The organism is Pseudomonas cremoris (assembly GCF_014230465.1).
This window is the reverse complement of sequence record NZ_JAAXCY010000010.1, coordinates 256,145-281,801: the sequence shown is the minus strand read 5'-3', so window position 1 is coordinate 281,801 and position 25,657 is coordinate 256,145. Positions and strand designations below refer to the sequence as shown.

20 protein-coding genes and 2 pseudogenes are annotated in these 25,657 nt (G+C 62.5%); 12 read left to right on the top strand and 10 right to left on the bottom strand.

Annotated features, from left to right (window positions below; genetic code table 11):
* Positions 1-4: 4 nt before the first annotated feature.
* Genes HF257_RS24405 through HF257_RS24395 form a run of 3 tightly spaced genes read right to left on the bottom strand, consistent with a single transcriptional unit; the run spans position 5 to position 5,796 of the window.
* On the bottom strand, positions 5-1,450 hold the full coding sequence (locus HF257_RS24405; protein WP_185710677.1) for an efflux transporter outer membrane subunit: 1,446 nt from the start codon (positions 1,448-1,450) through the stop codon (positions 5-7).
* Entirely contained in the window at positions 1,443-2,615 is a 1,173-nt protein-coding gene (locus tag HF257_RS24400) for an efflux RND transporter periplasmic adaptor subunit (RefSeq protein WP_185710676.1), read from the bottom strand. The genes HF257_RS24405 and HF257_RS24400 overlap by 8 nt, the downstream gene beginning before the upstream one ends.
* A 1-nt stretch (position 2,616) precedes the next feature.
* Complete coding sequence (locus tag HF257_RS24395) at positions 2,617-5,796, bottom strand: efflux RND transporter permease subunit (protein WP_185710675.1); 3,180 nt, start codon at positions 5,794-5,796, stop codon at positions 2,617-2,619.
* Between the two features lie 211 nt (positions 5,797-6,007).
* On the opposite strand from HF257_RS24395, the gene HF257_RS24390 reads away from it, so the two are divergent.
* The gene (locus tag HF257_RS24390) at positions 6,008-6,478 is read left to right on the top strand and encodes a MarR family winged helix-turn-helix transcriptional regulator (RefSeq protein ID WP_233081661.1); all 471 of its coding nucleotides are present in this window, start codon (positions 6,008-6,010) and stop codon (positions 6,476-6,478) included.
* Here the strand turns inward: HF257_RS24390 and HF257_RS24385 are convergent.
* From HF257_RS24385 to HF257_RS24370, 4 genes are all read right to left on the bottom strand, one after another.
* Positions 6,475-7,575 (bottom strand): agmatine deiminase family protein, encoded by a 1,101-nt coding sequence (locus tag HF257_RS24385; protein WP_185710673.1) that lies wholly within the window; start codon positions 7,573-7,575, stop codon positions 6,475-6,477. The two genes, HF257_RS24390 and HF257_RS24385, sit on opposite strands and share 4 nt — an antisense overlap.
* Before the next feature lie 142 nt (positions 7,576-7,717).
* Positions 7,718-8,794 carry an extracellular solute-binding protein gene (locus HF257_RS24380; protein WP_185710672.1) on the bottom strand — a complete coding sequence of 359 codons (1,077 nt, stop codon included), beginning with the start codon at positions 8,792-8,794 and terminating at the stop codon, positions 7,718-7,720.
* A complete protein-coding gene (aguB, locus tag HF257_RS24375; RefSeq protein WP_185710671.1) occupies positions 8,791-9,672 on the bottom strand; it encodes an N-carbamoylputrescine amidase in 882 nt (293 codons plus the stop codon). Before aguB ends, HF257_RS24380 begins: the two co-directional genes overlap by 4 nt.
* Positions 9,669-10,718: an agmatine deiminase family protein gene (locus HF257_RS24370; protein ID WP_185710670.1), complete on the bottom strand. Its 1,050-nt coding sequence runs from the start codon at positions 10,716-10,718 to the stop codon at positions 9,669-9,671. The genes aguB and HF257_RS24370 overlap by 4 nt, the downstream gene beginning before the upstream one ends.
* A gap of 134 nt (positions 10,719-10,852) precedes the next feature.
* Between HF257_RS24370 and HF257_RS24365 the strand changes: the two genes are divergently transcribed.
* The 6 genes from HF257_RS24365 (at position 10,853) to HF257_RS24340 (ending at position 16,843) form a co-directional block, all read left to right on the top strand.
* Complete coding sequence (locus HF257_RS24365) at positions 10,853-11,719, top strand: LysR substrate-binding domain-containing protein (protein WP_185712117.1); 867 nt, start codon at positions 10,853-10,855, stop codon at positions 11,717-11,719.
* Complete coding sequence (gene mug, locus HF257_RS24360; RefSeq protein WP_185710668.1) at positions 11,716-12,249, top strand: G/U mismatch-specific DNA glycosylase; 534 nt, start codon at positions 11,716-11,718, stop codon at positions 12,247-12,249. Before HF257_RS24365 ends, mug begins: the two co-directional genes overlap by 4 nt.
* A 30-nt stretch (positions 12,250-12,279) precedes the next feature.
* Positions 12,280-12,876, top strand: a complete 597-nt coding sequence (locus tag HF257_RS24355; RefSeq protein ID WP_185710667.1) for a glutathione S-transferase family protein — start codon at positions 12,280-12,282, stop codon at positions 12,874-12,876.
* 207 nt (positions 12,877-13,083) lie between these two features.
* A complete protein-coding gene (locus HF257_RS24350; RefSeq protein WP_185712116.1) occupies positions 13,084-14,433 on the top strand; it encodes an MFS transporter in 1,350 nt (449 codons plus the stop codon).
* Positions 14,434-14,454: 21 nt separating this feature from the next.
* A complete protein-coding gene (locus HF257_RS24345) occupies positions 14,455-15,444 on the top strand; it encodes a LysR family transcriptional regulator (protein WP_185710665.1) in 990 nt (329 codons plus the stop codon).
* Positions 15,431-16,843, top strand: a complete 1,413-nt coding sequence (locus HF257_RS24340) for an aspartate ammonia-lyase (protein ID WP_332872248.1) — start codon at positions 15,431-15,433, stop codon at positions 16,841-16,843. The genes HF257_RS24345 and HF257_RS24340 overlap by 14 nt, the downstream gene beginning before the upstream one ends.
* A 47-nt stretch (positions 16,844-16,890) precedes the next feature.
* On the opposite strand, the gene HF257_RS24335 is transcribed toward HF257_RS24340, so the two are convergent.
* Both HF257_RS24335 and HF257_RS24330 read right to left on the bottom strand, forming a co-directional pair.
* Positions 16,891-19,017, bottom strand: coding sequence for a TonB-dependent siderophore receptor (locus HF257_RS24335; protein WP_185710663.1), 2,127 nt, complete (start codon positions 19,015-19,017; stop codon positions 16,891-16,893).
* A gap of 202 nt (positions 19,018-19,219) precedes the next feature.
* Entirely contained in the window at positions 19,220-20,311 is a 1,092-nt protein-coding gene (locus tag HF257_RS24330; protein ID WP_185710662.1) for an NADH:flavin oxidoreductase/NADH oxidase, read from the bottom strand.
* Positions 20,312-20,401: 90 nt separating this feature from the next.
* Here HF257_RS24330 and HF257_RS24325 point away from each other — a divergent pair, with 90 nt between their 5' ends.
* The 5 genes and pseudogenes from HF257_RS24325 to HF257_RS24310 all read left to right on the top strand — a co-directional run bounded on the left by HF257_RS24325 (position 20,402) and on the right by HF257_RS24310 (position 24,711).
* Complete coding sequence (locus tag HF257_RS24325; RefSeq protein WP_185710661.1) at positions 20,402-20,701, top strand: ArsR/SmtB family transcription factor; 300 nt, start codon at positions 20,402-20,404, stop codon at positions 20,699-20,701.
* A gap of 90 nt (positions 20,702-20,791) precedes the next feature.
* A complete protein-coding gene (locus HF257_RS24320) occupies positions 20,792-21,682 on the top strand; it encodes a bestrophin family protein (protein ID WP_185710660.1) in 891 nt (296 codons plus the stop codon).
* 157 nt (positions 21,683-21,839) lie between these two features.
* Positions 21,840-22,919, top strand: a pseudogene (locus HF257_RS33675) (HAMP domain-containing protein); the annotation flags it as partial.
* 348 nt (positions 22,920-23,267) lie between these two features.
* A pseudogene (locus tag HF257_RS33670) lies at positions 23,268-23,783 on the top strand (methyl-accepting chemotaxis protein); the annotation flags it as partial.
* 106 nt (positions 23,784-23,889) lie between these two features.
* Complete coding sequence (locus HF257_RS24310) at positions 23,890-24,711, top strand: DeoR/GlpR family DNA-binding transcription regulator (RefSeq protein WP_185710658.1); 822 nt, start codon at positions 23,890-23,892, stop codon at positions 24,709-24,711.
* 149 nt (positions 24,712-24,860) lie between these two features.
* Here HF257_RS24310 and otnI read toward each other — a convergent pair whose 3' ends face one another.
* Positions 24,861-25,646, bottom strand: coding sequence for a 2-oxo-tetronate isomerase (gene otnI, locus HF257_RS24305; protein ID WP_185710657.1), 786 nt, complete (start codon positions 25,644-25,646; stop codon positions 24,861-24,863).
* Positions 25,647-25,657 lie beyond the last annotated feature (11 nt).

Sequence of the window (25,657 nt, the reverse complement as noted above, 5' to 3'; positions counted from 1 at the left end):
GGTCTTACTGCTCCTTGGTTTCAGTACGGTTCGATGCAGCCAGTTGCGCGATGTTCCATCCGCCGCCCAGGGCCTTGATCAGGCCCACATTAGCGCTCAATTGCTGGGTTTGCAGTTGCAATACGCTGCGCTTGGCTTCCAGCGCCGCCACCTGGGCGGTCACCACGTCCAGGTAGGCCACGGCGCCTTGGCGATAGCGCGATGTAGAAAGGTCCTCGGCGTATTGCGCGGCAGCGGCGGCGTCACGTTGATCATCCAGGGCGCTGCCCAGGCCAGCGATCTGCGAAAGGTTGTCTTCGACTTGTTCAAACGCGCCTAACACCACGCCCCGGTATTTGGCCGCAGCCTCATCGGTGTTGGCCTTGGCGATGTCCACCTGTGCCTGGCGTGCGCCGCCGTCGAGCAGCGTGCCCACCAGCGACGGGCCGATGGCCCAGAACAGGTTGGGCGCACTCAACAGGCGCGCGAACTCAGCGCTCTGATAGCCGCCTTGCGCGCTCAGGGTGATCTGCGGGAACCATGCGGCTTTCGCCACGCCGATCCGCGCATTCGCCGCTGCGATGCGGCGTTCTGCGGCGGCGATGTCTGGCCGACGCTGCAGCAGACTGGAGGGTACGCCGGTGGGCACGTTGGGCAAGGCAATCGGCGCGACATTGACGGCCACGCTGTAGGTGGAGGCCGACTCACCCAACATTGCTGCGATTGCATGCTCCAGGATCGCCCGTTGTACCAGGCTCTGGCTCAACTGCGACTTGACCGTCGACAGCTGCGTGCGCGCCCGCGCCACATCAAGGCCCGAGACGATCCCGCCGCCGTGCAGGCCTTCGGTCAGGCCCAGGGCCTTGGCGTAGGCGTCGCGGGTCTGTTCCAGCAACTGGTTCTGCCAGTCGATGCCACGCAGGCGGATGTAGCTGTCGGCCAACTGCGCCTGCAAACTCAGGCGCACTGATGCCAGATCAGCCTTGGCCGCCTCGGAGTCGCTGGTACCGGCGGCAACGGTGTCACGTACGCGGCCCCACAGGTCGACTTCATAGTCCACCTCCACGCCCAGGGTCGCAGAGTTGTACACGTCCGGCGAAGTCGCCGAGCGCAAAGGCTTGGTGTCCGATTGGCGGATACGCTGGCCACTGCCAATGGCCGACAACGTCGGGAACAGCCCCGAACGCGCCTGGGCCACATAGCCTTGGGACTGCTGGTAGTGGGCGAGCGCCGCACTCAGGTCCGGGTTGTTTTTCAGCAACTGCTGCTGCATCGCATCCAGTTGCGGGTCGTGGTAGATGCGCCACCAGCCGTCGCGGTTGGCCTGGTCATCGGGGGCGCCGAGGGTCCATGGGCCTTGGGTGTGAAACTGCGCCGCCACAGGCGTTTGCGGAACATCAAGCGGTGGCGCCATCGAGCAGGCGCCCAGGCTCAAGGTGGCGAGCAGGCCCAGCACGCTGCGCTTAGCCATGGGGTTTGGCCTCGGCGACCGCAGCGCCAGCCAATTGCACCGGGTCGTCATCGGCCAGGCCATCCGGTGGGGTGTCGATCACGCGGTCGTTGGCTTGCAGGCCGCTGGCGATTTCCACGCTGTCGCCAAAGTCACGGGCAATGCTGACGGTCTTGAAGTGCACATGGTCGTTGCTGTCCAGGGTGGCGACGCGCATGCCGTGGTCATCAAACACCAAGGCACTGGATGGCACTCGCAAGACATCGGCCTGCACCGGCAGGTCGAACTGCACGCTGGTGTAGCCGCCCGGCAGCAGGCGTCCGCCGGGGTTGTCCACCAGCAATTGCACCAGGGTGCTGCCGGAAGCCGCGTTGACCGCATCGGCGGTAGCGATCACCTTGCCGGTGAAGGTTTCGCCGCGATATTCCGGCACGCTCAGGCGCGCGGTGGTGCCTTCACGGATCTGCGGCGAAAAGGTCTGCGGCACTTGCACATACACGCGCAGGCGGCTGACGTCAGCCACGGCAAACAACTCCTTACCGGCAGTGCCCCCGGCACTGATCAGCGCGCCCACATCGGTGCTGCGCGCAGTGACCACGCCAGCGAATGGCGCCACCAGGTGCTGGAAGCCCTTGGTCGCCACCAACTGATCGACATTGGCCTTGGCCGCCGCCACCTTGGCCTGCTTGGCGGTGAGGTCGCCGGTGCGCTCGTCCACGTCCTGGCGCGACACCGAGTCGGTCGCCAACATCGCCTGCCAGCGCTTGGCGGTGGTGTCGGCCAGGTGCGCGTCAGCCTGCGCCGAGGCCAGGGTGGCACGCGCTTGCAGCAGTTGCTGGTCGAGTTCGGGGGTGTCGATTTCGGCCAGTACTTGCCCGGCTTTGACGCGGGTGCCGATGTCGACGTTCCAGGACTTGAGGTAGCCGTTGACCCGGGCAAAGATCGACGCCCGGGAATAGGCTTCCATGCGCCCCGGCAGGTTGAGCACCGGGCCCTGGGCTTGCACCACCGGTTTGATCAGGTTGACGCTGGGCAGCGCCTGGGCGTCGGTCCAGGTCTTGAGGTCACGCGATTCGCTGGCGCGCACGCCGAGGCCAACGCCAACAACGGCCACCACGATCACCCCGCCCCCGATCAGCCACAGCAGGCCGTGCGACGCTTTTGGTTTGGAAATAGAAGCGGACATGTCAAACCCCTTGGGTAACGGTGGTCGCCAACGTGGCGTGCTGGCGACGCCCGTGGACCAGACTGAAAATCAGCGGAACCAGAATCAACGTGGCGATGGTGGCAAACGCCAGGCCGCCGATCACCGCACGGCCGAGCGGCGCGTTCTGCTCGCCGCCCTCTCCCATGCCCAGGGCCATGGGCGCCATGCCGATGATCATCGAAATGGCCGTCATCAACACCGGGCGCAACCGGGTAAAGCCGGCCTCCAGCGCCGCCTGTACCGCATCGCCATGCACCGCCAGGCGTTCACGGCAAAAACTCACGACAAGGATGGCGTTGGCCGTGGCCACGCCCATGCACATGATCGCCCCGGTCAGCGCCGGCACCGACAACGGTGTATGAGTGACGAACAGCATCCACACAATGCCCGCCAGTGCGGCCGGCAACGCCGTGATGATCACGAACGGGTCGGCCCAGGACTGGAAGTTGACCACGATCAGCAGGTAAATCAGCACCACCGCGCCGAGCAGGCCGAACAGCAAACCGCTGAACGCGGCGTTCATGGTTTGCACCTGCCCCTGCAGGATCACCTTGGAGCCGGTGGGCACTTCACCGGCGTGGGCGGCGATGATCTTCTGGATATCGGCGGCGACGCCCCCGAGGTCGCGGTCCTGGATCGCGGTGAGTACTTCCACCACCGGCTGGATATCCGACTGGGTGATCACCGAATTGCTGTGGCTGCGCTGGATGTTGGCCAGGCCGCCCAGGGTCTGGTCAGTGGCCGCCCCGCTGCTGCCGCTCAACGGCAGGTTATGCAGGGCCGCGAGGCTTTCGAGGCTGTATTGCGGGGTCTGCATGACAATCGGGTAGGAGATGCCATTCGCCGGGTTCAACCAGAACGTCGGCGCCACCTGGCTGGAACCGGCGAGGTTGACCACCAGGCTGTTGGTCACGTCACGCTCGGTGAGCCCGACCAACTGCGCGCGGGTGCGGTCCACGTCGATATTGAACGTCGGCAGTTGCCGCGACTGCTGGATACGCGCATCCACCACCCCCGGCACCCGGCGGATATCACGCAGCAACGCGCTGGCGTAGGTGAAGTTGCCCGCCAGGTTGTTACCGGTAATCTGCAGGTCAATCGGGGCTGACGAACCGAAGTTGAGGATCTGCCCCACGATGTCCGAAGCCGGGAACGAGAACACCGCACTCGGGAATTCCCGTGGCAGGCTTTCACGCAGTTCGCGCATGTACTCGGCCGTAGGGCGGTGGCCTTCGTTGAGGCTGATCTGGATATCGCTGTCCTGCGAGCCCACGGTGCCGGTGTTGTTGTACACCACGTTGATGCCACTGATGGACAGACCAATGTTGTCCACCAGCGCCTTGAGTTCCTGGGCCGGCACTTTGCGGCGGATCGAATTTTCGATATCGGCGATCAGCCGCGCATTGCTTTCCACCCGCGTGCCCACCGGAGCGCGCACATGCAGCAGGATCAAGCCGGAATCGACTTCGGGAAAGAAGTTGCTGCCCAGGAACGGCACCAGCGCAAACGACACCGCAACAAACGCCAGCAGGCTGATCACCACGGTGCGCCGATGGTGCAAGGCGCTGTCCAGGACGCGGTGATAACGCTCGCGAAAGACCTCGAAGCGTCGCTCGAAACCACGCTGGAAATTCACCAGCGGGTTGCGCGACGGCGCATGCCCATCCTCGCCGTGCACATGCGGTTTGAGCAGGTAGTTGGCGAGGGTCGGCACCAGGGTTCGCGACAGGATGAACGAGGCGATCATGGCGAAGATCACCGCTTCGGCCATTGGCACGAACAGGAAGCGCGCCACGCCGTCGAGGAAGAACATCGGCACGAACACGATGCAGATACACAGCAGCGAGACGAATGCCGGGGTGACGATTTGCGCGGCGCCGTCGAGGATCGCAGTCTCCACCGGCTTGCCTTGCTCCAGGTGCCAGTTGATGTTCTCGATGGTCACCGTGGCGTCGTCCACCAGGATCCCCACTGCCAGCGCCAGGCCACCGAGGGTCATGATATTCAGGGTTTCGCCAAGGGCCGACAGCGTGGCAATCGAGGCGAGAATCGCCAGCGGAATCGAGGTGGCGATGATCACCGTCGAACGCCAACTGCCGAGGAACAGCAGAATCATCAGACTGGTCAGCGCCGCCGCAATCAGGCCTTCACGGGCCACGCCGCTGATGGCCGAGCGCACGAACAGCGACTGGTCGCCGATCAGGTCGATATTCAGGTTGGGTGGCAAGGCGGCCTTGTTATCCGCGAGTTTCTCCTTGATCCCCGCGATCACGCCAAGGGTAGAAGCCGAACCGGTCTTGAGCACTGGCAGCAATACCGAGCGGTTGCCGTTCACGTGCACGATATTGGTTTGCGGCGGGTTGCCGTCGCGCACCGTGGCCACGTCGCGGATCAACACGGTGGTGCCGTCGGCGGTCTTGATCGGCAGGTTTTCCAGGTCATGGAAGTCCGACGGCGCGTTGTTCAGTTGCAGGTTGAATTCGTAGCTGCCGATCTTTTGCGTGCCCACCGGGGTGATCAGGTTCTGGGTCGCCAACGCATTGGCAACGTCTTGCGCCGACAGGCCACGGGCTTGCATGCGCGCTGAATCGAGGTCGATCTGCACCTGGCGACTCTTGCCGCCAAACGGGTACGGCAACGCCGCGCCGGCCACGGTGGTGAGCATCAGCCGTACCTGGTTCAGGCCGATATCCCCCAGGCGCTGCTCGCTCAAGCCGGGGCCCGACAATGCCAGCTGCACGATGGGCACGGTCGAGGCGCTGTAGTTGAGCACCAGCGGCGGCACGGTGCCGGGCGGCAACTGGCGCAGGATCGCCTGGGACACCGACGTCACCTGGGCGTTGGCCGTACTGATATTGACGCCGGGCTGGAAGAACACCTTGACGATGCCAAAGCCATTCATCGACTGCGCTTCGATATGGCGGATGTCATTCACGGTGGTGGTCAGCACCCGCTCGAACGGCGAGGTAATGCGCCCGGCCATCTGGTCCGGCGGCAAGCCGGTGTATTGCCAGATCACGGCGATCACCGGAATGCGGATTTCCGGGAAGATGTCAGTAGGGGTTCGCCAGGCCGCAAGCGGGCCGATAATCAGAATGAAAATGGCCAATACCAGAAAGGTATAAGGGCGCCGCAACGCGATGCGCACGAGGCTCAGCATAGGGTTGAATCCAGACAGGAGTGGAACAGCCAAGCCCCCGCAAAAAGAGGCATACGCCACGATATCGAATTTAGTGGCGTACGCAACTAAATTGTTTCAAGCTGTCTCAGTCTTCATCTAGCCGGCTATCTTCGGTCTGAAAGGCCTTGTCCTGATGGGTCCGGTGGGCATAATTGCCCGCGTCGTTTTTTGTATCAGAGAGTATTCGCCCTTGAAAGCCGCCAAGCCCTGCTCCGAGAACCCCAGCGCCTGCGTGAACGGTGCGGTGCGCCGCACTTCCCGCCGCCTGGCCCAGATCTACGACGAGGCCTACGCCCCGTGCGGCTTGAAAGCGACCCAATACGCGGTGCTCAACCATATCGCCAAGGCCGGTACACCGAAGATGGGCGAACTGGCGCAAACCCTGGTCATGGACCTGTCTGCGCTTGGCCATACCCTCAAGCCCTTGGTGCGCGATGGGTTGGTGGAACTGCGCGTGGACGACCTCGACCGCCGCACCCGCCGCGTATTGCTGACGGAACAAGGCACGCTGATGCATGCGGCGGCCCGGCGTATTTCACTGAAAATGGCCGAGCGCTTTGACCAGGCGTTTGGCCGGGAGGCCGCCGCGCAACTGCGCCAGACCCTGGACTTTATCGCTTCCGATGAGTTTGCCCTGGCGCTGCTGGCCAAGGATGACTAAACCAGCGGCTGGTGGTTGGTCACGCAGTGAATGCCCCCACCGCCCGCTGCGATCGCATCAATGTTGAGTTGCACCACCTTGCGATCCGGGTAGAGCTGCGACAGCAGGTCCAACGCCTTGCGATCTGCCACCGGATCGCCGAACTCAGGCGCAATCACCGCGCCGTTGATCACGAAGTAATTGATATAGCCAGCAGCAAAGTCGGGATTGCCTTTGCTGAACTTGCTTTTGCGCGGGTTCAGCGGGGGCGACACGGTGTGGACCTGCAAGGCGCGGCCGTCGGCGTCGGTGGCGCTCTTAAGGATGTCCAGGTGCGCCAGGGTGACCTTGTGATCGTAGGACTCGGGGTCGGTGTCGAGGTTGGCGAGCACCACGCCCGGTGACACGAAGCGCGCGTAGAAATCCACATGGGCATCCGTGATGTCCTTGCCCTTGATGCCTGGCAGCCAGATGATCTTGCGCAGGCCCAGACGCTCCTTGAGTTCAGCCTCGACATCCGCCTTGCTCCAATCGGGGTTGCGGTTGCGATTGATCCAACTGCTTTCGGTCATGATGCCAGTGCCCAGGCCATCCACCTCAATCGCCCCGCCCTCGCCCACCAGTTCGCTGCGAAGGTGGCGCGCGCCGGTTTGTTCGGCCACCAGGGCGGCCAATTGCGCGTCGTCTTCATGCTGCTGCTTGTTGCCCCAGCCGTTGAAATTGAAATCCACCGCGCCCAGGCCACCAGTGCCGTCGATGACGAAATTGGCGCCGGTATCGCGCATCCAGATGTCGTCCAGCTCGGTGTGCACGAAAGTGATATTGCGCGTACCGCAGTGCTGCTGCGCCAGTGCGCGCTCATCTTCGCGGCAAAACACCGTGACCGGCTCATAGACTGCGATTGCTCGGGCGATGCGGCCTAGCGCGGCTTGTACGTCGGCGGTGAAATCTTCCCAGATCGCCTCCTGGGCACCGAAGGCGATGAAGGCCTGACGGTGTTTTTCGCCTTCGTCGGGCATGTAGAAGCGACCGTTGACGGCTGCGCGGGTGTGGGTGGTGAGCACGGTCATGGCGCTGACCACGGCGGCTTGTTTGAGGAAGGTACGGCGGGTGGGCATGGTGGTTCCTGAAATACAGTATCGAATCAAAAAAAGATCCCCGTAGTGAGCGAGCTTGCTCGCGCCGGGCTGCGTAGCGGCCCCAAAAAAAGCGGGAGCGCTACGCACTCCAGCGCGAGCAAGCTCGCTCACTACACATCAATCATTGTTGGGTTTTGAATTTAGTCCACACGCGCATGCGTGCACGCATATCGGCCTGGGGGATGTCCTTGCCGGCAATCAACCGGTCAAAGGTTGCGGCATCGGGATAGATCTGCGGGTTGTCACGCATGCTGGCCTCCACGTCTGGCCGGGCCTTGGCGTTGGCGGTCGGGTAACCGGTGAAGTTGGTGATAGCAGCCATGTTCTGCGGGCGCATCACAAAGTTGATAAACGCGTAGGCGTATTCCGGGTGTTGGGCGTCGATCGGTATGGCCATGGTGTCCATCCACACCGTGGTGCCTTCGCGGGGGATGTGATAGCCGAAGGTCACCGGTTTGCCGGCGGCATCGGCGGCGCGCTGGGCCTGGGTCATGTCGCCGCTGTAGCCCAGGGACAGGCACAGGTTGCCGTTGACCAGGTCGGTCACCGGTTGCGACTGGAACTTGCGGATATACGGGCGCAGCTTGAGCAGCAACTCGCTGGCCGCCGCCAGGTCTTCGCGCTTGGCACTGCGCGGGTCGCGGCCCAAATAGTTGAGCACCACGGCCAACACTTCATCCGGCGAGTCGATCAGCGAGATACCGCAGTCGGCAAACTTGGCGGCCAGTTCCGGCTTGAACAACAAGTCCAGGCTGTTGACCGGTGCATTCGGCAGGCGTTGTTCGATCTGCCGGGTGTTGTAGGTCAGGCCGATGGTGCCCCAGGTGTAGGGCACCGTAGCCTTGTTCGAGTTGACGTAGTGGCTGCGCAGTTTCTGCAACCCCGGCTCGATATCGTCCAGCGCGGTGAGCTTGGCAGGGTCCAGTGCCTGCAGGCTGCCCGCGCGCATCAGGCGCTCGGCTACGGTGTCGCCGGGGAAGATCAGGTCGTAGCCGCTGCCGCCGGCCATCAACTTGGCTTCCAGGGTTTCGCTGCCATCCATCACGTCGTAGATCACCTTGATACCGGTCTCGGCGGTGAATTTGGCCAGAGTGTCGGCGGCGAAGTAGTCAGCCCAATTGTAGAGCTTGAGGGTTTTGTCTTCGGCCGCGACGCAGGTGGCGGTGAGCATCAGGGTGCAGGTCAGGAGCCGTTTCATGATTGACGTCCGTCCAGAGTGAGCAGGCCGCTGTACATTTCCGGGCGGCGGTCGCGGAAGATGCCCCAGGTCAGGCGTTCCTCGCGCATCGCGGCCACGTCCAGGCTGTGCACGAGCACGCCGGTGCTGTCGCGGTCAGCCTCGGCCAACAGCGCGCCCTTGTGGTTGCAGATAAACGACGAACCGTAGAACTGCATGTGCAGGGTTGCGTCGGTGGTCGCCACTTCCCGTCCGACACGGTTGGCCGCCACCACCGGCAGAATGTTCGCCGCGGCGTGGCCACGCATGGTCATCTGCCAGTGATCGCGGGAATCGAGACTGGCACAGCCCGGTTCGGAGCCAATGGCCGTGGGAAACAGCAGCACCTCGGCGCCTTGCAACGCCAGGCAGCGGGCGGTTTCGGGAAACCACTGGTCCCAGCAGATGCCGATACCCAGGCGCCCGAATGCCGTATCCCACACGCGGAAGCCGGTGTCGCCGGGGCTGAAATACTCCTTCTCCTGATAACCGATGGCGTTGGGGATATGGGTCTTGCGATACACCCCCAGCAATTGCCCGTCGGCATCGGCGACGCTCAGGGAGTTGAAGAACGCATTGCCGGCTTTTTCAAACCAGCTCAGCGGCAGCACGACGCCCAGTTCCTTGGCCAAGGCGGCAAAGCGCTTGAGCACCGGGCTGCGCTGGTATTCCTCGGCCAGGGCCAAATGCTTGTGGTGCTGCTCGATACAAAAATACGGCGTGGCGAACAACTCCTGCAGCAGGATCACCTGGGCGCCCTTCGCCGCCGCCTCGCGCACCAACTGCTCGGCGCGATCAAGGTTGCCTGGCAAGTCCCAGGTGCACGGCATCTGCGTGGTGGCAATCGTCAACAGGCTCATGGCATCACCTGCACGGGTTGCTGCTGGGTGATGCAATGCACCCCGCCGCCGCCATGGGCCAGATGGTTGATGTGCACCGGCACGATTTCGCGACCGGGGAACGCCTGGGCCAACACCCCAGCCGCGACCTGGTCGGCGGCAATGCCATAGGCCGGCATGATGATTGCGCCGTTGGCGATGTAGAAGTTGGTGTAGGAGGCGCAGAACACCTCGGCCTCGGTGTCGACGGCGTCAGTGGCTTCGAACAGTTCGAGCATTTCAAAGCGGCGGCCTCGGGCGTCGGTGGCCAGTTCCAGGGCACGGCGGTTTTCGCGCACCACTTCGGCGTAGACCGAACCTCTGTCGTGGGTAGCGTCTACCAGCAGTACGCCGGGGCGGGCGAAGGCGCAAACGCCGTCGACGTGCCCGTCAGTCATGTCACCGGTGACATGATCCGGGTCGCCGGGCAGCCAGATGGTTTTCTTGATGCCCAGCAGGCGCGCAAAAATGGCCTCCACCTCGGCTTTGGTCATGCCGGGGTTGCGGTTGGGGTTGAGCAATACCGACTCGGTGGTGATCAGCGTGCCTTCGCCGTCCACATGGATGGCGCCGCCTTCATTGCCCAGCGGTGTGCCGAAACACTCCAGGCCCAGGTCGTTGAGTACCCGGCGCGCCAGGCTTTCATCCAGGTCATGGGCCGACTTGCCGCCCCACGCATTGAAGCGCCAGCTCACGCCGGCAACGCCTTGCTGCGGGTGACAGATGAAACTCGGGCCCGAATCCCGGCACCAGCTGTCGTTGACCGCCTGCTCTATCAGCTCGATACCCGCCCCGCACAAGGCTTTGGCGCCCGCCACTGCCGAGGGATCAACGACCATCTTCACCGGTTCGAACCGCGCAATTGCGTTGGCCACCCGGGCGAAATCCTGCTGCACTTGGGCCAGGGTCACGCCCCAGGTGGTTTCCCACAACGCCCGATTATGCGGCCAGACCATCCAGGTTGCCGCATGTCGGGACCACTCCGCGGGCATCCACCAACCGTTGTTGTGCATTGCATTCTGCTGCATGACAAGTACCTTTGAGTTAAGTCATTGTGTTCAGGTAAAACTGACCGCGGAGTCTTGGCATGCATGCTACGGTGGCTCTTAAGACCAAACAAACGATGGATTTTGTAGAAAACTGATTAGAGGAACTTATCAGCATGCTCAACCACTGGCCGCCCCTCGGCACCCTGCGTGGCGTTGAAGCCGCTGCCCGGCTGGGCAGTTTCCACAAGGCCGCCGAAGAACTGCACCTGACCCAATCGGCGATCAGCCAGCAGATCCGCAGCCTGGAGGCGTACCTGGAGCAACCGCTGTTTTTGCGCAGCGGCCGCAGCGTGAGCCTCACCGACGCCGGTCACGACTTCCTCAGCACCACCCAGGCGCTGTTGCAGCAACTGGCGGTGGGCGTGCGGCGCCTGGGGCAGTACCGCAAACCCAATCAACTGGTGCTCAACACCACGCCGACCTTCGCCCGCCACTGGCTGCTGCCGCGCCTGGCTGATTTCCGCCAGCGCCATCCGGAGGTCGACCTGTGGATTTTCAGCACCGACGAAGTGCCCGACATGGCCAGCCAGACCATCGACCTGGCGGTACGCGATGACATCAGTTCTCAGGCCGAATGCAGCTTCACGGTATTGCACGCCGACCGGCTTTTCCCCGCGTGCCATCCGCGCGTGCTGAATGTGCCCCAGGCTCAGCGCACCACCTTGCACGGTGAGCGTGAAATGGACTGGAGCCATTGGGCGGTGGAAGCCGGGATCGACGTGGGCCAGCAGGATCAGGGGCTGAATTTTTCCGATCCGGGGTTGTTGCTGGATGCGGTGTGCAGCGGGCTGGGGATTGGCCTGGTCAGTCAGTTGCTCAGCCACCAGGCGCAACAAGACGGGTTGCTCACGCCCCTGGTAGACGCGACCATTCGCGGCCCCAGTTGGGCATTGCTGACCCATCGCGACAGCGAGAACGACCCACTGGCGCGCAGTTTCACCGCCTGGCTGCTGGCCCATTTGCAGGTAGACCCCACATGAGTGACCGCCTCGAAGACATCCTCGCCGACCACTTGCGCGTGGTGTTCTGCGGTATCAACCCCGGCAAGGGATCCGCCGCCCTCGGCCTGCACTTTGCCAATCGCAGCAACCGCTTCTGGCGCACCTTGCACCTGGCCGGGTTCACCCCCCATGAGATACGCCCCGAAGACGGCCCTACATTGCTGCGCTACGGCTGCGGCCTGACCACCGTGGTGGAGCGCCCTACGGCGAGCGCGGGCGAGTTGGCGCGGCATGAATTCACCGATGCGGCGGCAGCGTTTGAACAGAAGATTCGCCGTTGCCGGCCGCGCTTCGTGGCGTTTCTGGGCAAGCCCGGCTACAGCGCGCTGTCCGGCCAGCGCGACATAGCCTGGGGCCTGCAACCGCAGTTGCTGGGCGGCGCAGCCGTGTGGGTGCTGCCCAACCCCAGCGGGCGCAACCTGGCGTTCAGCCTGGAGCAATTGGTGCAGGCCTATCGGCAACTGTGGGAAGCCATTGCACAGGCCGATCAAGTGCCCTTACTCTCTTGAGCCAATGACGTTCAAAGCAATGGAGGCTGCATGAAACTGATCGGTATGCTGGACTCGCCTTACGTACGCCGCGTGGCCATTTCCCTGGACTTATACGGGGTGGATTTTGAGCATCAATCGCTGTCGGTGTTCAGCACCTTCGCGGAGTTTTCCCAGATCAACCCGGTGGTCAAGGCCCCGACCCTGGTACTCGACGATGGCACGGTGCTGATGGACTCCAGCCTGATCCTCGACTACCTGGAAAGCCAGGCCCCCGCCGATAAAAAGCTGCTGCCCCAGGCGCCCGCCGCCCGCGCCCACGACCTGCAACTGCTGGGCCTGGCCCTGGCGGCCTGCGAGAAGAGCGTGCAGATCGTGTATGAACACAACCTGCGCCCGGCCGAGAAACTGCATGCGCCGTGGCTTGATCGAATCAGCGGGCAGTTGCTGGCGGCCTACTCGCTGCTGGAGAAGCAACTGGGCGACAGCGATGCACTCGACCAAGCCACCCTCACCGCCGCCGTGGCCTGGTCTTTCAGCCAGTACACCGTGGCGTCGGTGGTGAAGGCAGATGCGTTTCCCAACTTGAAACGCCTGGCTGAGCGCCTGGAACAGCATCCGGCGTTCAAGAAATACCCGATCGAATAAATACCTGTGGGAGCGGCGGCTCGACGCTCCCACTTGACCCCGCCCAACCCCCGCGCCCCTTAGCTTCAAGAAATCCGGCACCGAGTATCAGCTATCCTGATACTCACAAAGCGGTTGCTGTTTTCGTGAAGTTGTCGCCCTAGACTCGCTCTCAACGGTGCTCATGCACCGGACCCCACAACTATAAAAATGCAAGTGGAGAGATGAATGAGTGGTCAAGTCGCGTTCGAAGACCTTCCGCTGAGCCGCTTCCATATCCGCACGGTATTCAGCGGTACGGGCGGCCAGTTCAGTGATGGTTTTGTGCTAGGCATTATCGGGATCGCCGTCAGCATGGCAGCCGGGCCGCTACAACTGACGGCACTGTGGATGGGCTTGCTGGGTGCAGCCTCCTTGGCCGGCCTGTTCCTCGGCAGCCTGTTTGCCGGCCCTATCGCCGACAAGTTCGGCCGGCGGACGATTTTCGCCTGGGACATGCTGTTGTTCGCAGTCATCAGCGCCTCACAGTTCTTTGTCACCTCCTCCGAACAACTGTTGGCACTGCGCCTGTTGCTGGGCCTGGTGCTGGGCTTCGACTATGTGGTGAGCAAGTCGCTGGTGACCGAGTTCGCCCCCCGCCGATACCGCGGGCGTTTGCTCAGTGTGCTGGCGGCGGCGTGGGCCGCGGGTTATGTGGCGGCCTACCTGGTGGGCTTTGCCATTCGCGATATAGGCCCGGATGCCTGGCGCGTGATGCTGGCGCTCAGTGGCGTGCCCGCATTGCTTATTCTGCCGCTGCGCATGGGTGTGCCTGAATCGCCCATTTGGCTGATGGCCCGCGGGCGCAGCCAGGAAGCGTTGGCAATTGTGCGCAGCAAATTCGGCCCCCACGTTTACCTACCCGCACCCGTGGCCCAGGCTGACGTGCAAAAACGGCGCGGCAGCTGGAGCGAACTGTTCAGCCCGCGCTGGCGCAAAAACATCTTGGTGGGTTGTGTGTTCTACACCTGCCAGGTCATTCCCTTCTTCGCCCTGGGCACCTTCGCACCCAAGGTGCTGGAAGCGCTGAATGTGCAGGACAAGTTTGTTGGCGGCCTGGTCTATAACGTGTTGCTGTTTCTCGGCGCCTTGCTGGGTTTGATGGTGATTGACCGCGTGTCCCGGCGTGTTTTCCTGGTGGGCACCTTCTACCTGAGTGCAGCAGGCCTGGCCGTGCTGGCCTATGCCGGTTTTGGCCCACTGGGCACCATCCTCGCCTTCGGCTTCTTTGCCTGCGTAATGGCGGCTGCGGTCAACCTCGAATTCGTCTACCCACCTGAATTGTTCCCTACCCACCTGCGGGCCTCGGGGATCGGCCTGGCTGTGGCTGCAAGCCGGTTCGGCTCGGCTGTGGCGACGTTCTTGCTGCCGATCGCCGTGCAGCAAGTGGGCGTTCATGCGGCGTTGGGCGTGTGCGTCGGCGTCCTGATCATTGGCGGCGTGGTCTGCCATGTGTTTGCTCCGGAAACCAGCCAGGAAGACTTGTCGGGAATCACCCCCGAGTCCCCTGCGACACAGTCCACCGTCGCCATCGAATAACAGCATCAAGCGAGGATGAAGATGTCAGCGAACAGGCTTATCGACATGTATGCGGTCCAGGTGTTTATCGCGGTTGCCGAGGAAGGCAGCATGTCGGGGGCGGCCGCGCGCATGGGCATTTCCCAGTCGGGCGTGTCGCAGATGGTGCGCCAGCTGGAAGATGAACTGGGCGTGGTGCTGGTGGACCGCACCACCCGGCCGATGGCCCTTACCGCATTTGGGGTTGCACTGCGCAACCGAGGCTCGGTGTTGAGTGAGGAACTTTCGCACCTCAAGGCCCAGGTGATCGACGCCGGGCGCGGCGTGAACCCGGACCTGCGCATCGGCCTGGTGGACTCCTTTGCGGCCACCTGTGGCTCGGTGTTCACCCGCCAACTGCTGGGCAAGGTGGCGCAGTTGTCGATTCGCACCGGGCTCAGCCCACAACAGGGTGAATCGCTGCTGCGCCGAGACCTGGACCTGATCGTGACCAGCGACCCGCTGATGGACGCCAATGACGTGATTCGTTATCGGCTGTTTTCAGAGAAGTACTTTGTCATCACACCCAAGCAGTTGCGCAGCGACATCAACACTGTCGATGACGTACGAGCGCTGGCCAATGTGCTGCCGGTGGTGCGCTTCAACCGGATGTCCCAGGTAGGGCTGCAGATCGAGCGTCATTTGCGCAGCTTGAATGTGCGGGTCCCCAACCGCCTGGAACTGGACAACGCCGATGCACTGACGTCCATGGTCGCCGAAGGTATCGGCTGGGCCGTGACCAGCCCCATGTGTTTTTTACAGGCCAGTGCCTGGGTCGACAACGTGACCGCGCACCTTACCCCGGACCTGCAACTGGAGCGTTCGCTCTACTTGGTTGCGCGACGCAATGAATACAGCGCCTTTTTCGCCGATGCCTGCGAAACGGCGCGTGATGTGATCCGCCATTCCTTCTTGCCCAGGCTCAAGGCGCTGGACAAAGGGGTGGAGGCGTTAATCCAATTTGATGAGGGTGATGCTCGTGAGTATTTTTGATTCTGCCGCTACACGGTCGGAAACCGATTACGTCGGTGAAGTACAGATTCCGGCCAACAAGCTGTATGGGGTGAACTCGGTACGCGGGTTCGACAACCTCAGCGTTTCACCGCTGACCATTGCTCATTACCCGGCCTTTCGTGCCGCTTTCGCACAGTGCAAATGGGCGGCCGCGCTGGCCAACCAAGCCTGCGGCGTGCTTGCCCAACCCCAGTGTGAAGCCATCGTGCAAGCCTGCGCCGAGGTGATTGCCGGCCAGTGCGACGACTCGCTGATCGTCGATCTGCTGGAAGGCTCCGGTGGCACGTCCACCAACATGAACTTCAACGAGGTCATCGCCAACCGTGCCCAGCAGTTGATGGGCCATGCTGCGGGCTCGTATGAGGTGGTTCACCCCAATGACCATGTGAACGCCTCACAGTCGACCAATGATGTGTACCCGGCCGCCCTGAAGATCGCCACCCACGCCATGCTCGGGCCGTTGATCGATGAAGTGGAACAATTGGCCGCCAGCTTCGACCACAAAACCGCACAGTTTGCCGACATCCTGCACCTGGGCCGCACCTGCCTGCAGGACGCCCAGCCAATGCGCCTGGGCCAGCTGTTTTCCGGCTATGCCGCCCTCACCCATCGCCTCGCGGCAGAGCTGACCAGCGTGCGCGATACACTGTGCACCCTGCCGCTGGGCGGCACCGCTATCGGCACTGGGTTCGGTGCGCCGGCAGCGTATCGCGACGCGGTGTACCAACACCTGGTGCACATCACTGGCATCGGGTACCAGGCACCGTCGAATGCCTTCGATGCGATGCAGAACATGGATGTGTTTTCCCGGGTGTCAGCGGAGCTGCGCACCTGCTCGGCATCCCTGGCCAAGATCGCCACGGACCTGACCTTGCTATCGTCCGGCCCGGTCGGCGGGATTGGTGAGTTGAAACTGCCCGAAGCCCAGGCTGGCTCGTCGATCATGCCCGGCAAGGTCAATCCGGTGTTGCCGATGGCGATGATTCAACTGAGCTTCGCGGTCATCGGCAACGATGCGGCGGTGGCGCAGGCGGTTCAGGCAGGCCAGCTAGAGATCAACCACTTCGAGCCGCTGGTGGCGTCTCGGGTGTTCGACAGCATTGCGCTGTTGACCCAAGGCATCCAACGTTTTCGCGAAAAGTGCATCGTCGGGATCACCGCGCATGCCGAGCGTAATGAGCACCATCTGACCCAATCGATGGCGGTCGCCACCGCGCTGGTGCCGCAATTGGGCTACGCGCGCGTCAGCAAGCTGGCACGCCAGTCAGTGGAGCAAGGGCGCTCGTTGTTGTCGATTCTGGAAGAGTCCGGCTTGATGAGCCGGGCCGACGCCATGGCGGCAATCGAAAAGTCGTCCCACCCGGTGTTCGGGGGCTGACGACTACCGCTTGCAATCACACTGCGTGATTGCAAGCGGCTTTGCCTTTACAGGGTGTAGGCAATGCCGACCTGCAACGTGCGCGGTGCGCCCGGGTAGGCGTAGATGTTGCCGAACGCGCCCTCTTCATAATCGCGGTTGAACAGGTTCTTCACGTCCAGGTTCAGCCGTACTTTTTCGTTGACCTTGTAGTAGCTGAGCAGGTCGACGACGGTGTACGCGCCCATCGAGAACGGTGTGTTGGAGGTCTGGCCAACACGTTCAGCGACATACTTGCTACCGGCGCCAAGGCCCAGGCCCTTAAGGGCACCGTCCTGGAACTCGTAGACGTTGAGCAAACTGAAACTGCTGCGCGGGATGTTGGCCAGTCGAGAGCCGACGCGGATGCTGTTGTCCTTGGTAACCTCGGCGTCCACGTAGGCGTAGCCTCCGATCACGCGCCATTCAGGCGTGAGGTTGCCGGCTACATTCAGGTCGAAACCACGGCTGCGGACTTGGCCGGCGGCCACGCTGAACGTGGAATCCACAGGGTCGGTGGTGAGCACGTTTTTCTTCTCGATCTGGTAGATCGCCGCGTCGACGCTCAACGCGTGATCCAGCGCTTCCCACTTGATGCCCATCTCATAGGACTTGCCTTTTTCCGGTTCAAATCCACCGCCTTGGCGGCTGGCGCCAGTATTGGGCTTGAACGAACGTGCGGCGTCGGCGTAGACCGCGACGGTCTCGGTCAGGTCATAGGTCACGCCCACGCGTGGAGTGACGGCGTTGTCGCTGGCTTCCCAGCTTTTACCGCCCGGCACATAGGTGTGGTAGTCGTGTTCAAAGCGCTCGAAACGCGCGCCCGCCAGCACTTTGAGGCGCTCGGTGAGCGCGACCTGGTCCTGGACGAAGGCGGCGTAGGTCTTGAGGTTTTCCTTGTCGTGGGTCGGCGTGCGCGTCAGCGCCGGGCGCGGCTGGCCGTAGACCGGGTTGAAGATATCGATTGGATAAGTGCCCGCCGCACCGCTGGAACGCTGGATGATCGACTTGTAGTCGTAGTCTTCGAACTCCACGCCTGTGAGCAGGGTGTGCTCAAAACCGCCGGTGGAAAAATGGCCAGTGAGGTTGAGCTGGGTGTCTTTGTCGGTCCACTCCAGCTTGCGGTAGTTGAAGTTACGGCTGAGGGTGCGGCCGTCAGCAGCCAGGCTGTTGGCTTCGATCGCATTGCCTTGCAGGGTGCCGTCCAGCCATTGGAAGCCACCGCCCAAGGTCCAGTTGTCGTTTAGCAGGTGCTCAAAACGCAGCTGCGCCATGCTGTTGTCGTTGTGCAGTTTGCCGATGTCTTTCTCGCCCCAGAAGGTGTCGCGAGATGGCGTGCCTTTCTGGTTTGCGTAGCGCGTGAGACCACGATCCAGCGGATGGTTGTTGCGCATGAAGTCGCCTTCGAAGATCAGCTTGGTGTCTTCGGTGGCCTGCCAGGTGATCACCGGGGTGACGCCATAGCGCTCGGTCTCCACATGGTCACGGAAGGTGTCACCGCCCTCGCCTACCACGTTCAGGCGATAGGCCAAGCGGCCTTCATCATCCAGCGGGCCGGAAGCATCCAGCGTGCCGCGACGCATGCCCTGATCGCTTAACTGGCTGCCCAGGGTCACGGTGCGCTCAGGCAGCGGTTGCTTGGACACCACGTTGAACGTGCCGCCCGGATCGCCACGGCCGTAGAGCATGGTCGCCGGGCCGCGTAGCACTTCAAGGCGCTCGATGGTGTTGGCGTCCGGCATGTTCGGGTAGCCACGGTTGATCGGGAAGCCGTTGCGGTAGAACTCGCCGGTGGTGAAGCCCCGCACGGTAAAGGTGGTGAGGCCCTGCCCGCCGAAGTTGTTGGCACGGCCAACGCCACCGGCGTAGTCCAGCGCGTCCTGCAAGCGAGTGGCGCCGATGTCTTCGACCGCGTCCTTTGTCACGACGCTGATGGACTGCGGGGTTTCATGGATGGAGGTATCGGTACGCGTCGCACTGGCCGAACGCGTGGCGCGGTATCCCTGCACCGGCCCCTGGGCGGTTTCATAGTCGGCAGTGCCGGTGATGTTGGTGGCCTGCAACTCAAGACCGGCTTTTTCGACCGGCTCGACTTCGGCCCAACTCAAAGGGGAAAACGCCTGAAGCACACAGATGGAAACCAGGGTACGACGCATAGGGGAGGAACCTAGTGAATGAGCCAGATGGGGTGGCATACCTGCCAGATTTTCGCGGCAGGATGGTATACCAACTTACCAATTATTGATATGCGTTCTCATTCACTATTTTTTGAGTAACAGCTTTGTATCCACTTGATGAAAACCCGTCGCAAAAAAAAGCCACTCTTGCGAGTGGCTGTCGAATCACACTCGGTTCGCCTCAGCGATACCGCTCCAACCAATGCGCGTATGGCGCCGGCAAGGTCCATGACGACTTCTCAACCCCCAGCTCCTTGGCCGCAAAGTACGCCCAATGCGGGTCAGCCAAATGTGCACGGCCCACCGAAACCAGATCCAGCTGCCCAGCCTGCAACGCACCTTCGGCCAGTTGTGGCGTGCCAAAACCCCAGGCCGAGGTGACGGGGATACCGGCTTCACGGCGCACGCGTTCGGCGATTGGGCCCAGGAAGGCCGGGCCCCACGGGATGTTGGTATCGGGAATGGTGAAACCGACACTGACGCTCAGCAGGTCGAGGCCGCCGGCCTTGAAGTTACGCGCCAGTTCGATGGACTCGGCGAGGGTCTGCTCGTCGCGACCGTCATATTCAATCACGCCAAAACGCGCGGTCAGCGGCAGGTTTTCTGGCCAGACTTCACGCACGGCGGCCAGGGTTTCCAAGAGGAAACGGCTGCGGTTGTCAAGGCTGCCGCCATAGGCGTCGGTGCGCTGGTTGGAGTGTTCAGAGAAGAAGCTTTGGCCCAGGTAACCGTGGGCGAAGTGCAGTTCAATCCACTCAAAACCGGCGTCACGGGCACGGCGGGCGGCGTCGACGAAGTCCTGGCGTACGCGGGCGATGTCGTCCAGGGTCATGGCGCGGGGCACTTGCGGCAGGTTGGCACCAAACGCAATGGCCGACGGCGCGATGGTTTCCCAGCGGCGTGCATCGGAGGCTGCCATATGGTCATCGCCTTCCCACGGGCGGTTGGCGCTGGCTTTACGCCCGGCGTGGCCGATCTGGATGCCCGGCACGGAGCCTGCGGCCTTGATGGCTTTGACGATCGGCTCGAACGCTTGGGCGTGTGCGTCGCTCCACAAGCCGGTGCAGCCTGGGGTGATACGGCCTTCCGGCGCCACCGCAGTGGCTTCGACCACCACCAGCCCTGCCCCGCCACGGGCCATACCGGCCAAATGCACATGGTGCCAGTCGTTGACGATGCCATCATCGGCCATGTACTGGCACATCGGCGGGATGGCGATGCGATTGCGCAGGGTGACGTCTTTGAGTTTGAACGGTTCGAACAATGCGGACATGGTTGACTCCAGCAAGTGTGTGGATGATTCGATAGTTCGATAGTAGTCGAACTATAGCCTTGAACGAAACCCCCAGTTATCATGCGCCCCATGCGAGCCTTCAAACACCCAGCCCTGCAAGACCTGACCCTCGAACGCGTGCTCTACGCCCTGAGCGATCCGGTGCGCCTGGAAATCGTGCGCTGCCTGGCCGGCGTGCCCGAGGCCACCTGTGGTGAACTGGACGGCGGGCGGCCCAAGTCCAGCATGTCTCACCACTTTCGCGTGTTGCGTGATGCCGGGTTGGTGCAAACCCGCAGCGTGGGCACCACCCACATGAACGCATTGCGGGCCGACGATCTTGAAGGACGGTTTCCCGGGTTGCTGGCAAGCATCCTGGCCCAGCATTAAGTTTCGCTTCAGCTAACCTGCGAACCTTTCCCCCCTACCCCGCGTCCGAGCTAAGGCACTGTTGCTTACCGCTCGCCGCGAGGTCCTCGTTTGAAAGCCGCCATCGTCAAAAAATACCGCCTGATCATCAAGACCATGGGCTACGTGGGCTGGGCCCTGTTCTGGCTGTTGCTGTGGGACATCGCTGTCACCGTGGACTTCATGCTGTTTCTCAACGCCAAACTGAATCTGCCGCTGATGCCGCTGACCCTGCTGGGTTCGGCACTGATTGTGCTCATCAGCTTTCGCAACAGCAGCGCCTACAACCGCTGGTGGGAAGCCCGCACACTGTGGGGCGCGATGGTCAACAACTCGCGCAGTTTTGCCCGCCAGGTACTGACCTTGCTGGATGACCCCGGCAACGAGGTAAACCCGGTCAAAGCCACCCTACTGCGCCGTCATGTCGCTTATGTGAATTGCCTGGCTGCCCACCTCAAGGGCCAGCCGTGCCCCGACGAAGTGCGTGCGTTTATCCCATCGGATGAATTTGCCCGCAGCGGCGCCACCAATAACTTTGCCAACGATATCCTCACCGGATCAGCGGCGTTGCTGGCCAAGGAATACAAGGCCGGCCACCTGGACAGCATTCGCCTGGCGCGCCTGGAGTCTACGCTGGTGGACTTGTCGAACGCCCAGGGCGGCATGGAGCGCATCGCCAACACCCCATTGCCCTATCCCTACGTGTACTTCCCGCGCCTGTTTATTTCGTTGTTCTGCCTGATCGTGCCGATAGGCTTGGTGGAATCCCTCGGCTGGTTTACCCCACTGGCGTCAACCGTGGTGGGTTTCATGCTGCTGGCCATCGAACGCATCGGCACCGATCTGCAAAGCCCCTTCCGCGCAAGCGAACACCAGATCCAGATGGAAACCATCTGCGAAACCATCGAGAAAAACCTGCAGTCGATGCAGCGTGATGCGCTGGGTGGCGACCGAATCGGCTAACCGTCCGTCCGCCCTGTATTACTGGCCTAAAGTGCGTGACCCATCGGTCGATATACCGAGGGTACGCATGGGCCATACCCCCTCAATAACAACACATGCGACGCCACCGCTACCGTTTCCTTCCTTGCCAAAACTATAAATACCCGCAGGAGAAATCATGAACATCAAGCAAAAGCTGACCTGGGCGTTTGCGGCCATCGCGTGCGTCCCGGTTGTCCTGGTGGCTGTATTGGTCGTGCTGAATGTGCGTGACGGGGCCCTGGCCAACTTCCTCGACAGCAGCGGCCGCGAGATCCGTCAGATCGACAATGGCATGAAGCAGTTCTTCGACGGCATCAGCCAAAACGTCGAGTACGTGGCCAAGGACCCGCGCGTTGTCGCGGCCAAGGACCTCAAGAGCTACGCCGGCGCCGACGCCGCGCAAATCCCGCTCACACCAACGAATAAAGAGCTGCTGGCGATTTTCGACCAGTTCGCCAAAAGCCACCCCAGCACCGCCTACCTGTCACTGGGCCTCGCCGACGGCGGCTACGCCAGCTGGCCGGACGACACCAAACTGAACAACTACGACCCACGCGTACGCCCCTGGTACAAGGCCGCCATCGCCGCACCGGGCACCACCGTACGCACGGGCGCCTACTACTGGGCGCCGGACGACGTGGTGCTGATCGGCACCGTGCACACCGTCGCCGATGCCACCGGCAACGTCCTCGGTGTAGTTGGCCTGGACGTGTCGCTCAAGCAGCTCACCGAATTGGTGCGCAACATCAAGTTGGGCGACAGCGGCTACCTGATGCTGGTGGAAGCAAACGGCAACGTGCTGGTCGACCCCAGCGATGCCAAGCACAACTTCAAACCCATGGCCGACCTGGGCCCCAACTACGCCGAACTGGCCAAGCGCGGCGACGGCGTGACCCAGATCGACATCGATGGCGTGGCCTACATGGCCAACGTGGTCAGCTCCAAAGACCTGGGCTGGCGCTTTATTGGCCTGATCAAGCGCGAAGAAGTGATGGCTGGCGCCACCAGCCTCACCTGGTTGATCGCGGCTATTGCCGCCGCATTGGCGGTGGTCTTTGCGATTGTCGGCGCCAGTTTCGCCAGCGTGATTGTGCGCCCGATCCGTGGCGTGGCCGACGGCCTGCAAGAAATTGCCGAGGGTGAAGGCGACCTGACCCGCCAACTCAAAGTGCAGGGCAAGGACGAAACCGCCAGCCTGGCGGGCTGGTTCAACCAGTTCCTGAGCATGATCGCCCAACTGGTGCAGCGCATCGGCAACGCCTCTTCCGACCTGCAAACCGCCGCCGCCGACACCAGCGAAGTGGCCAACAACATGAACCAGGCTGCTGGCCGGCAGCGCGAAGCCGTGGAGCTGGTGAGCACCGCGTTCAACGAAATGGTGGCCACCGCCAACGAAGTCGCGCGCTCCTGCAGCGCTGCCGCCACCAGCGCCGATGAAGGTTATCGCGATGTGCACGACGGCCAGCAGCACATCGGCGAAGCCACCGGCAGCGTGCTCAAGCTCAGTGAAGACCTGCAAAAGTCGACCCAGACCATGCAGTTGCTGGAGCAGGACAGCCAGAACATCAACACTATCCTCGATACCATCCGTTCGATTGCCGAGCAGACCAACTTGCTGGCGCTCAACGCGGCTATCGAGGCGGCACGCGCCGGCGACCAGGGCCGCGGCTTTGCGGTCGTGGCCGACGAGGTCCGCGCCCTGGCCCGCCGCACCGCCGATTCCACCGGCGAGATCGACAGCCTGCTGGGCAACCTTGCCCGTCGCACCCAGGAAGTGACGCAGCAGATGCAAGGCAGCCTGCTGGTGTCCCACACCAGCGTGGAACGTATCCAACAGGCCCGCGACAGCTTCGACAAGATCCGTGGTTCGGTGGACTCGATCCGCGACCAAAACACCCAGATCGCCACCGCTGCCGAAGAACAGCACCAAGTGGCCGAAGAGATCAACCGCCATATCGCGCAGATCCATGCCGATGCGCAACTGGTGGAAGGCTTCGCCCACTCGGCGCAGACCGGGTCAGGCCGGCTGACAGACATTTCCGGCCAGCTCAAAGGGTTGGTGGGCCGCTTCAAGTTCTAGGCCGCTTCCCACGGCGTTCGCCTGCAAGGGGGCAGGCGAACGCCGCGTGTATTCGCTACTATGTGCGGCAGTTTCCCGACCTTAGCCAAACCGATCCGGAGCCTTAATGCCGACCCCCAAGGACACCGCCCCCGACAGCAGCGCCCCGATGATTCCCGAGCAGCGTCGCGAGCAAATCCTGCGGCAGTTGCGCAAGCATCAGGTGATGAGCGTGCACCAGTTGATGGAGATGTTCGACTGCTCGCACATGACCGTACGCCGCGACATCGCGCTGTTGGAGCAGGAAGGCCGGGCCTATTCGGTGACCGGTGGGGTGCGCATCGCCAGCCAGTTGCACAGCGAGCCGAGCCATCAATCCAAAGCCGTGGTGGAGCTTCCACAGAAGCAAGCCATGGCCCGGTTGGCGGCGCGACTGCTGCACGCGGACATGACCGTGTACCTGGACGCCGGCACCAGCACCCTGGAGATCGTGCCGTATATCAAGGCGCTGTCAGGCATGACGGTAGTGACCAACGACTTCGGCATTGTGCAGGCGCTGATGGACGCGCAACAAGTGACGGTGATTCACACCGGCGGCCAGTTGGACCATGACAATCACTCGTCCGTCGGCGGGCTGGCGGTGGCGACCTTGCGTCAGGTGGTCACGGATATCGCGTTTGTGTCCACCAGCTCGTGGGATTTGCACAGGGGTATCACCACGCCTTCGGCATTGAAGGTGGAGGTCAAGCAAGTGGCGATGCAATCGGCGTCCCAGGTGGTGCTGGTGGCGAGCAGTTCCAAGTACGGCACGTTCAGCATGTACCGCATCGCCGGGCTGGAGCCGTTCGACGTGATCATCAGCGACGACGGCCTGGCCCCGGCGGCAGCGGATGGGATTCGCAAGCGGGGGATTGAGTTGATGTTGCCTGGGGATTCGCTGCCAACCTGATCCCCCCTTGAAATGCAATCAACTGTGGGAGCGGCGGTGCGACGATTCGACTTGCTCGCGAATGCGGTGTGTCATTCAACTCATTCGAGTCTGACACTCCGTATTCGCGAGCAAGCCCGCTCCCACATTTTGAACTGCATTCGGCTCGGTTATCGGGTCGCCTTCCAATCTCGCAGCCATTGCAGGCCCGCCGAGGTATCACCCTTCGGCCGGTACTCGCACCCCACCCAACCGGCGTAGCCCAACTGGTCCATCAGCTCGAACAGGTACCCATAGTTCAGCTCCCCCAAATCCGGCTCATGCCGGTCCGGCACGCCAGCAATCTGGATATGGCCAATCCCCGCAAAATCCCGACGCAGCTTGGTCGCCACGTCACCCTCGACAATCTGGCAGTGGTAGCAGTCGAACTGCACCTTGAGGTTACTCGCGCCCACTTCACGGCAGATCGCCTGGGCCTGGTCCTGGCGATTGAGGAAAAACCCCGGCATGTCGCGGGTGTTGATCGGCTCCAGCAAGACCGTGACCCCAAACCTGGCCGCCGCCGCACTGGCGTAGGCGAGGTTTTCCAGGTACACGGCGTGATGGCGCTGGCGCAGCGACTCGAACGGCAGCAAACCCGCCATCACATGCACACGGTCGTTGCCCAGGACGGCGGCGTACTCCAGCGCCCGGTCGAAGCCGATACGAAACTCGGCCTCACGCCCCGGCAAGGTTGCAATGCCCCGCTCCCCCGCCGCCCAGTCGCCCGGCGGTGCGTTGAACAGCGCCTGGACCAGGCCGTTGTCAGTCAGGCGTTGCTTGAGGTCAGCCGCGCTGTAGTCATAGGGAAATAAGTATTCCACCGCGTCAAAACCATCGACCTTCGCCGCAGCGAAGCGGTCGAGAAAGTCGTGTTGCGGGTAGAGCATGCTCAGGTTGGCAGCAAAACGAGGCATAAAAACTCCCA

Bases quoted from the DNA above. Each gene is read 5' to 3' on its own strand.
- HF257_RS24380 (WP_185710672.1), bottom strand. From the start codon at position 8,794: ATGAAACGGCTCCTGACCTGCACCCTGATGCTCACCGCCACCTGCGTC.
- HF257_RS24345 (WP_185710665.1), top strand. From the start codon at position 14,455: ATGTCAGCGAACAGGCTTATCGACATGTATGCGGTCCAGGTGTTTATC.
- HF257_RS24350 (WP_185712116.1), top strand. From the start codon at position 13,084: ATGAGTGGTCAAGTCGCGTTCGAAGACCTTCCGCTGAGCCGCTTCCAT.
- mug (WP_185710668.1), top strand. From the start codon at position 11,716: ATGAGTGACCGCCTCGAAGACATCCTCGCCGACCACTTGCGCGTGGTG.
- HF257_RS24355 (WP_185710667.1), top strand. From the start codon at position 12,280: ATGAAACTGATCGGTATGCTGGACTCGCCTTACGTACGCCGCGTGGCC.
- HF257_RS24365 (WP_185712117.1), top strand. From the start codon at position 10,853: ATGCTCAACCACTGGCCGCCCCTCGGCACCCTGCGTGGCGTTGAAGCC.
- aguB (WP_185710671.1), bottom strand. From the start codon at position 9,672: ATGAGCCTGTTGACGATTGCCACCACGCAGATGCCGTGCACCTGGGAC.
- HF257_RS24330 (WP_185710662.1), bottom strand. From the start codon at position 20,311: ATGTCCGCATTGTTCGAACCGTTCAAACTCAAAGACGTCACCCTGCGC.
- HF257_RS24325 (WP_185710661.1), top strand. From the start codon at position 20,402: ATGCGAGCCTTCAAACACCCAGCCCTGCAAGACCTGACCCTCGAACGC.
- otnI (WP_185710657.1), bottom strand. From the start codon at position 25,646: ATGCCTCGTTTTGCTGCCAACCTGAGCATGCTCTACCCGCAACACGAC.
- HF257_RS24400 (WP_185710676.1), bottom strand. From the start codon at position 2,615: ATGTCCGCTTCTATTTCCAAACCAAAAGCGTCGCACGGCCTGCTGTGG.
- HF257_RS24310 (WP_185710658.1), top strand. From the start codon at position 23,890: ATGCCGACCCCCAAGGACACCGCCCCCGACAGCAGCGCCCCGATGATT.
- HF257_RS24370 (WP_185710670.1), bottom strand. From the start codon at position 10,718: ATGCAGCAGAATGCAATGCACAACAACGGTTGGTGGATGCCCGCGGAG.
- HF257_RS24335 (WP_185710663.1), bottom strand. From the start codon at position 19,017: ATGCGTCGTACCCTGGTTTCCATCTGTGTGCTTCAGGCGTTTTCCCCT.
- HF257_RS24405 (WP_185710677.1), bottom strand. From the start codon at position 1,450: ATGGCTAAGCGCAGCGTGCTGGGCCTGCTCGCCACCTTGAGCCTGGGC.
- HF257_RS24385 (WP_185710673.1), bottom strand. From the start codon at position 7,575: ATGCCCACCCGCCGTACCTTCCTCAAACAAGCCGCCGTGGTCAGCGCC.
- HF257_RS24395 (WP_185710675.1), bottom strand. From the start codon at position 5,796: ATGCTGAGCCTCGTGCGCATCGCGTTGCGGCGCCCTTATACCTTTCTG.